Raw genomic sequence first — 349 nt, 5'->3', positions numbered from 1 at the left:
ATTCACGATCCGTCTGATCCAATGGGCAAGTTGTTCTTCAACATCCTTGCGACTTTCGCGGAGTTTGAAGCCGATCTGATCCGGATGCGTACTCGTGAAGGGATGGCCGTTGCACGCGACAAAGGTAAACTACGCGGAAAGAAACCCAAGCTTTCTGAACGTCAGCAAAAAGAGCTTCGCCGGATGTATGATACCGGCGATTACTCCATCATCGATCTTTCAGAACTTTTTTCTATTTCTCGTCCAAGTGTCTATCGAACTCTCAGCAGAACAGCCTCTACGTTCTTGTTGGGTTCACTCTAAGCGTACGTAAAGTACACTTTCGTGTCGTGACCCCAAATACGCCTCC

1 protein-coding gene is annotated in these 349 nt (G+C 48.1%); it reads left to right on the top strand.

What is annotated here, in order from left to right:
- On the top strand, window positions 1–303 hold a 303-nt coding region (locus tag KP705_RS19885; protein WP_215765563.1), incomplete at its 5' end, for a recombinase family protein.
- Window positions 304–349 lie beyond the last annotated feature (46 nt).

The sequence above is a fragment of the Gluconobacter sp. P1D12_c genome, assembly GCF_018812105.1.
GTDB lineage: Bacteria > Pseudomonadota > Alphaproteobacteria > Acetobacterales > Acetobacteraceae > Gluconobacter > Gluconobacter oxydans_A.
Note: the sequence above shows the minus strand (reverse complement) of the source record. Positions and strands in the feature narration are given on the sequence as shown.